The organism is Microcystis sp. LE19-41.2A (assembly GCF_027530405.1).
Classification (GTDB): Bacteria; Cyanobacteriota; Cyanobacteriia; order Cyanobacteriales; family Microcystaceae; genus Microcystis; species Microcystis aeruginosa.
In genome coordinates this window covers 1-7698 of record NZ_JAPZQJ010000338.1, presented here as the reverse complement: position 1 = coordinate 7698, position 7698 = coordinate 1, and the positions used below count along the sequence as shown (strand labels likewise).

Annotated in this window: 7 protein-coding genes and 1 pseudogene; 5 read left to right on the top strand and 3 right to left on the bottom strand. The window is 45.4% G+C overall.

What is annotated here, in order from left to right; genetic code table 11:
* The 3 genes and pseudogenes from O9290_RS13930 to O9290_RS13920 form a co-directional block, all read left to right on the top strand.
* Window positions 1-130: pseudogene (locus O9290_RS13930) on the top strand (tyrosine-type recombinase/integrase); the annotation flags it as partial.
* Between the two features lie 174 nt (window positions 131-304).
* Window positions 305-1084 carry a hypothetical protein gene (locus O9290_RS13925; RefSeq protein WP_288087187.1) on the top strand — a complete coding sequence of 260 codons (780 nt, stop codon included), beginning with the start codon at window positions 305-307 and terminating at the stop codon, window positions 1082-1084.
* A gap of 11 nt (window positions 1085-1095) precedes the next feature.
* On the top strand, window positions 1096-1317 hold the full coding sequence (locus O9290_RS13920; protein WP_288087185.1) for a MerR family transcriptional regulator: 222 nt from the start codon (window positions 1096-1098) through the stop codon (window positions 1315-1317).
* 519 nt (window positions 1318-1836) lie between these two features.
* On the opposite strand, the gene O9290_RS13915 is transcribed toward O9290_RS13920, so the two are convergent.
* From O9290_RS13915 to O9290_RS13905, 3 genes are all read right to left on the bottom strand, one after another.
* The gene (locus O9290_RS13915; protein WP_288087183.1) at window positions 1837-5145 is read right to left on the bottom strand and encodes a DUF3987 domain-containing protein; all 3309 of its coding nucleotides are present in this window, start codon (window positions 5143-5145) and stop codon (window positions 1837-1839) included.
* 342 nt (window positions 5146-5487) lie between these two features.
* Window positions 5488-5712: a hypothetical protein gene (locus tag O9290_RS13910; protein WP_288087181.1), complete on the bottom strand. Its 225-nt coding sequence runs from the start codon at window positions 5710-5712 to the stop codon at window positions 5488-5490.
* Window positions 5713-5757: 45 nt separating this feature from the next.
* Window positions 5758-6273, bottom strand: a complete 516-nt coding sequence (locus O9290_RS13905; protein WP_288087179.1) for a single stranded DNA-binding domain-containing protein — start codon at window positions 6271-6273, stop codon at window positions 5758-5760.
* 167 nt (window positions 6274-6440) lie between these two features.
* On the opposite strand from O9290_RS13905, the gene O9290_RS13900 reads away from it, so the two are divergent.
* Window positions 6441-6653: a helix-turn-helix domain-containing protein gene (locus tag O9290_RS13900; RefSeq protein ID WP_288087176.1), complete on the top strand. Its 213-nt coding sequence runs from the start codon at window positions 6441-6443 to the stop codon at window positions 6651-6653.
* Window positions 6654-6727: 74 nt separating this feature from the next.
* The gene (locus O9290_RS13895) at window positions 6728-7687 is read left to right on the top strand and encodes a tyrosine-type recombinase/integrase (protein WP_288087174.1); all 960 of its coding nucleotides are present in this window, start codon (window positions 6728-6730) and stop codon (window positions 7685-7687) included.
* Window positions 7688-7698 lie beyond the last annotated feature (11 nt).

Genomic DNA, 7698 nt, shown 5'->3' with positions numbered 1-7698 from the left:
TACCGGGGGGGATGTTAGGCGTGTCCAGAAATTGTCGCGCCATAGTAGTTTAAACACTTTGCTGATCTATGACGACAATCGGAAAAATCATCAAGGGGAAGTGACCGACTTGTTAGATAGTCTGATTTAGCCAAAAAAAACCCCTTCATAAATGCCCCTAAAAGCCATGAAAAAAAGTTTTAGGGGTGATTTATCGTTAGTCTTGGAATGTGATCGAGTGCCAATTCCAAAACTGTCACAGTTAGATGGTTACATCTAAGCTAATTAGATGATAATAATATCATCCAAGATTAGATTAGATGCCATGAGTAAAGTAATTTCTTTTTCAATCAGCGATCGCTATCTCGATAAACTTCGATCGCTTTACCCGTCCCTTACCGACAATCTAGCAGCCAAACAATTCCTTACAGACCGCTTAGATGGTAGCTTAGGCAATAGCTTAGATGGTAGCTTAGATGATGGGTTAGATGATAGGGTTAAAACCCTTATAGAATCATGGGTAGATGGTTTATTAGAAGTGAGGTTAGATGCTTCTGTGGGAAAGTTGATCACTTCCTTGAGTGAGAGAATGGCAAGGCTAGAGGCAAGATTAGATGATAATTTAGATGGTAGCTTAGATGATATGGAAAGACTGCTAAGGCTACAGCGAGAGTCTTCGATCGCCACTTCCCCCCTTCCCACCGGGGAACCTTCCCCCCTTCCCCCTTCCCCTTCCCTTCCCCCCGATGAACCGGGCGACGGTGGTAACGCTAACACCCCGGAAGTTTCCCCCTCACCACCGTCGCCGGCACTGGAAGCGATCGAGGACTCGGAAAAAAAGATTGTGGACTCGCTAGATACTTCGATCGCTTCCCCAATCGGAATAGATGAGTCTGGTAGTGAACCCGGAACGGACGCGATCGGAACCGTGGGGATGACTGCTATGGCCGCAGCTAAATACTTAAAGGCTAAAAAGGTAGTGGTATCCTACGATTCCCTAAACCGATGGATAAACCGCAAAAAAATCCCAGATTCCCCTCAAGGAAAAGACGCGCGAAAACACCTAATACTGAGAGACGGCCTTTACTTCCCCACAACCGATTAACCCTGCCTGACATGACCGACTACACCTATAAGGATTATCAACCCTATTATGTCAAGCGATCGCCAAAACCCGGCTATTTCACCCTTCGGGAAATTAAAAACATGGCAGTCCCGGGGTGGCCCGAATCGATCGAAGGCCTCCGAAAAAAAGCCGTCCGGGAAAGGTGGCCCCGCTCGGGCCGCAGGCCTTCCAAAGGTGGGGCCTATGAATACCGAGCGGGTTTACCCGATTAGTCAAAACCCTTACCCTGATTGGGTTAGGAGAATAAAGTAGGTTCTTTTTGGGACCTTTCGATCGCCCCTACCAATGGCGCGAGTTTTCCCTAGAGACAGAAATTTTTAAAACACCCTTGCTGTTGTTAGGTTGCAACCTTTAGCCACTTCTCAGGGTATTTTTGGGCAAAATACGCAATTTTTGCGAATTTGGGAATTAGGCGATCGCAGGGTGACTAATCGTCACTTTGTACTACTCGTAACTGGTACAAAAATGTATACCAAAAGTATACAAAGTGTCACATCAACTGTCACAGTGTTATGTGCCAGTCAGTGGACAGTAAGGGTACTAATTGTACCCTGTACTGATAACTGGTACAGAAATGTGTACCAAAGGTACTCTTAGTGTCACACTAACTGTCATAAGTACACTTGTATTATTATTTGCGTTGAACCACTTCCCACGGGAAAAAACCCCAAAAATACGCAATTTTTTCGGTTTTGGGTTTTGGGAAGGTTTAGGCTTTAGCTAGGCGATCGCTATTTGGCTTTTTTCTTTTTCTCGCGCTTGGGGCCGGGAGTGTCCGGCGTAACTTCATCTAAGGCAACCGTGAAGGGGTCATCTTCTCTCAAATAATCCTTAATGGTGATTGAAACACCATTAACGCTGATCACGGTATGGCAGCGGCCCTTATAAAAGCAGTAGTCATCCGGCTTGAGGTTGTCAGTGTCACCACCCGGGCGATCGGAGTCGGTTTCACCATCTTGGGGTGACTCAAGGGTGACAAGGGTGACTAAGGGTGACTGAGTGTTATCAGGGTAGTCACCTTTTGTAAAGCCTTGCTGTGATTGAGTTTCACTGTCTAAGGGTGACAAGGGTGACAAGGGTGACTCGCTATTAAGTAAATTGTCACCTTTTAAGTTTTCCGTAGTGACCGGGTGATTCTCACTCAGTTGGTTAGTAGTTTCTATAGCAAAGTGATTTTTTGAGTCACCTTTGTCACCTTTTAAATTAAAATCCTTATCTGGTAAGGGTTCTAGTGGGGTGACTATGCTGTCACTCTTAGTCACCTTTGAGTCACCCTTGTCACCTTTTAAGGCTTTAAACTCGATCGAGCGAGAGGTTTTCCTGACTTCCCCATAACCTTGATCAGCCAATTCCTTGAATATTTCAGCTATTCGGGTAGTAGGGAAGTCTTGACGGGTTTTGGTGTTAAAAGCCTTTTTCCGTGCGTTATTTGGTGTTATCCAATCACTAGCGACCGATAGCAGCCTAGCGTATGCACTAGGTAAATCATCCGATAGTTTGACATACATCCCCCTTACCTGACTTACATAAAACTCAGTCAATTCGATCGCCGCGTCAATGATTTTTTCCCCAATCTCTAGGGAAGGGGTAATGCTGTTAAATAGGGAGTTTGTAAGATGAAGATTTAAAGCCAAGCGTCCGATCAGCCCTCTCGCTTTAATCAGTACATTTCTCATAGCCGGGCGCTGTTCACTCTCAGACTCTTTTTTTAGCCGGTTCGCAGCCGCGAGAAATTTTTCCCGTGCCGGGCGTGACAAGTCGTAAAAAGCCACTGGTAGGCGATCGAATTGTCGATAGAGGTCTGTCAGCATTGGGGTGAGGTCAACCGTGGCCGCGTCAATGTCAAAGTCAACGGTTGAGGGGGGAAGTTGGCAAAAAATGAATCGCGCCCATTGACCGCTAGAGTCCTCTTTATCGCCTAACAATTTCTCTAGCACCCCGGGCTGTATCGTGCCATAAATCGATAAAAGAATTTTCCGACAAACTACCGTTTTGTCGGGGTCGGCCCGGAGTGTAATCGGTGGGGTCCCATCAAAATATTCCAGAATGTCCTCGCTGTCAGACCCACGGCCTCCCCGGTACTGGTTAGCACTCTTGAATAAACCGGCGATTTCATCTCGAAAAAGTAACATCCCCTTATCCTGAGAACCCGCAGCATATCTCGCTATGCCCTCACCGGTTCCCCCGCTAAAATACCTGATCCGCCGGGTAGGTTTTGAGGGCGGACCATCGGGGAATGAGTCGGTTAACGTTTCGCTGTTTTTAGATTTTTTCAGCGATTCATAGTTAGCGAGAGAAGCTTTATACTGACTGACTTTTGACTCATGATCAATGTCATCCCCTTCGATTAATGCTTTTAAGGGATCAGAAATCATTGCGCGCCCGATGATCGACTTACCCTCACCGGATAAGGCAACGATCGCGCTATAAAGATTGGGGGGGACCTTCCAGTTAGTTTGAGGGTAGAGGCTTAAGGCAGTGTCCGGGTGAAGCGTTGATGACAGTCCACTGAGTAACGCGGTTAAATAGGCCTCCGATCGCAATCCTGTTAATCTGGCATGATGCCCAATGGCTGCGGCTAACTTTTCCGGGAGTATCTTAGCGAGATTAAGGGAACCGGTGTCAGCGATGTAAATCTTCTCAAGCTCACTCAGAGCATCATCATAGTCAAACGAGCGATCGCTTTCCTCGATTGATTTCTGGTAAATCGAGTTAACTTGCTGTTGTGTCAGATTAAATTCACGGGCGATCGAAGCGAGTTTTATCTCAAGCTTGGAACCGGTGAGGTTCTCAGTTATCAGGTTCTCAATAACTTCCCCTAATTTGTCAGTTTCTAGGGGTTTTGGGGAAAATTTGGGATGACTGACTACATTAGTCGATTTCTCTGTTTTTTGCGGTTCCATGCCCATTTTTTCCCCCATTGCCAAAAAATTACTACACTCGATAAACTCGATCCCGCTTAAATCCGATAGCTCGTCAATATCATCATCATTTTTGGTTTTTTGACCCCAATAGGCGACTAATACCGACTTCCCTAGAGATTCCAAAAATTTAATCTGGTTTTCCCACCGTTGCATGACGTGACGGTTATTTATGTCACCGGCATCCGGACATAAAACCAATTGTCGATAGGGTTCGATCGCGTCCTTAATCTGATTGGGACTCCCTGAAAAATTCCCACCGGCTGCACCTATGGCATTGATACCGTGTCGATACGCGGCCACAAAAGGCTTTAAAATCCCCTCCGATAACCAGACTTGGTTTTTATCCTTACCATTGGGGATATGGGTGACAGGTAACTCGATATTAGGCAAGTGGCTAGACTCTAACCCCTTGGCCCATCTGTATTTGGAGTCCGTGGCATTATCTAGGCGTATCTGGTAGCCAATAGCCCGGCCCTCGCCATCAAAAGCTAGGCAAGCGATACCATTATCGGCGGCCGCTATCTTCCCATTATTCACGCCGGGTAAATTAGGGGGGATATCTGCCGGCACTGGTTTGTTAGGTGAGATGCTGAAAAATAAACCCTGCTCGATCGCACTCTCAGACAGACCTCTATCGAGTAACGCTTGTCGATGATGCTGTGACAGCCCTAGAGTTTTGGATAACTTCCTTAGAGCCTTGTCACGGTCTGGAATACTCAGGGCATTCTTAGCGTGTTCCCGTTCCCGTTCTAACCGGCCGCGTTCCCTCTCTAATTTTTTCGCTTCCCATTCCGTGCGATCGAATGCTTCGCTTTTTCTCGGAACAAATTTACCCCACACCCCGTTACTCGAAACCCCTAAGTAATGCCAATCAGGATGATTGGGGTCAAAGTCGATGTGACCGTGACATAGAACCAATTCCCTATCGCTAGAGTAGCGACAATCGCTGTCAGCTTCGCCACAGATTGGGCATGAGTCAGAGCCTTTATAAGGGTGTAGCTTACTTCTACTCATGGCGGCCTCCCTTGTCGTTCTGAGAGGCATTGCCGTGGCGATCGATAATCTCTGAGATGAGAGTCCGTAAGCAGTCGGATATATGGTAGAATGGTTTATCATTGAGTGCAATCAATGATACATTTTTACTGGTAGTAAAAAAAGTTTCAGCAAGTTTGCTGGTATCTGCTAAGTTGTTATTCATATTCTTTTTGATGAATTTCCGGGCAACGTTGCAAGCGTTACCCGGGTGTTTTTTATCGGTAAATGGTGAATTATTGCGATCGCGTAAAAGTTAATTACGCAATCAAACAGGTTTACAGGTTTTTTGTCTCTAGCTTGAAACGATTGTACCAGAAAAAAAATCACTGACAACTGATAACCGATAACTGATAACTGACACTTGAAAACCGAAACAATTGCGGTTTTGATTAATCTCTAATAACTGATAACCGATAACTGAAATTACTCGCTAAACTCGTTGTTAAACAAGTCCCTTAGCACTTCATTCGCTCGATTTTGAAACCGTTTAGCCTTTTCCTCGCTGTTGAATTTAGCTACGGGTAACGCCAAAAAGCCTAAAAAACCATTTTTGTAATTCCACTCGATATCGTAGAATCGATCGCCATTCTTATTCTGGGTAAAGTAGCGTGTATCGCTTAAAATTGCGGCAATTTCGTGTTTTTCCATTTTTTTACTCCTAATAAGAGGGGAATTAATCCCCTCAATTACTGATTACAAACTAAATTTTTTCTGGGCCGATAAGTAAAGGGTAGTAGCGATCGCACGCCGATCCTCACCCTCAACCCCTAGAGAATCAGCTTGAGTTAAGCAGAAGCCGTATAATTTAGCCATTTCACTCACATAGTTGGCTATTTCTTTTTTCTGGTTAGGAGATAGGAGTGATTGGTCATTCTCGCTTGTTTTCTCGCTGTAATTGGGGATAGGAGGGTTATTTGAGGCCAGATAGCGAGAAACGGGTTTCACCGGCACGGTTTCAGGTAATGGGGTTCCCAGATTAACCAGATTGGGGTCCTCAATTAAGGAATATTTACCCTTGTTATCGAGGGTTAGGGTTAAGCGAGCATTCCGGATAACGTGCTTTTGGCTGTAATCATCGTCACCGGCACGCCAAACGGTCACTTTTTCGCCATTATCACGCCGTACCGCGTCAATTACTGTTCTTTCGCCGTATTTAGTGTCAATGCGGCGTGCCGGGGCTGTTGCTATAGCTTCAATAAGTTGTACCATTGGTTTAAGTCCTTTTGATAGGGTTACGAGAGAGGCGATCGCTACTTTTGGGAAACTGGCGCGGTCGTCTTTCTCTATGTCTCTATACTACTAAACTTTTATCAGTATGTCAAGCATTATCCTAAAATATTTTTATAGAATAAAATAAATGAGAGTAGCAAGGAAAAATGGCGCTTAAGAACAAAATCAGGGAATTAATAGAACGAGAGGGGATAACAGCCTATAGATTTGTAAAGGATACAGGCTTCGCACCGGCTACCGGCTACCGATTAGCGGCCGATCCTACCTATATCCCATCAGCAAAAATTTTGGAGACAATCTGCGATCGCTATCGAGTGCAGCCCGGTGAAATTCTGGAATGGTTGCCAGATAACCCCTAACCCCTAACCCTCCTACCCGTACCCCACGGGTTCTTAATATTTCTTAATGTTGTGATAATAACTCTTTTCGCAAGATGACCGATAACGTTGTACTGCTTAACTCTCGACTTTCTCACTTAACCCCGGTTCCCCCTAGCACCGATTGGGGAAGGGTTTTAGCTGATTGGTTAGCTACCAAAAGATCACATCATACCCGGCGTGTGTACCGGCGTGATATTGATAATTTTCTCTCAGATATTGATATGGAATTGGGGAAGTTTTTATCTCTTGATAGGCATGGTGCTTATGCCCTAGTTTCCCGCTATAAGGGGGAACTAATCCAAAAGGGGTTAAAATCAGCAACTATCAACCGTCGGTTAGCTGCTATTAAGAGTTTAGTCTCGTTCTCTTATAACTGTGGTCACTGTGATTTTATGCTTGAGTCTGTTAAAGGGGAAAAATTGTCAGCATATCGTGACACGACTGGGGTTGACCCGGAGACGTTTAAGCGGGTTTTAGGGGGGATTGACCGGGGAACATTAAAGGGTATCCGTGATTATGCCCTAATGATGCTTCTTTGGAGTAATGCCCTGAGAAGATCAGAAGTGTCTAAGGCTTCGATCGCTGACTTTGACCCGGTAGCCAAAACCTTAAGGATTTTTGGGAAGGGTAAGGGGAATCAATCAGAGATTATCTCTCTTGGAATTGGCACGGTCACGGCGATCGAGTCTTGGTTGACTGCAAGGGGGGAAGTAAACCCCGATAAATCTCTGTTTTGTTCAATCAATCCCGGATACCGGGACGGCCGCCTATCTACTCAAGGAATTTATGATATTGTCAAGTCTCGCTGTCAGGATGCAGGCATAACTAAGGTCATGAGTCCTCACAGAATTAGACACAGCAGCATCACGGCCGCGTTAGAAGCTACCGGGGGGGATGTTAGGCGTGTCCAGAAATTGTCGCGCCATAGTAGTTTAAACACTTTGCTGATCTATGACGACAATCGGAAAAATCATCAAGGGGAAGTGACCGACTTGTTAGATAGTCTGATTTAGCCAAAAAAAAC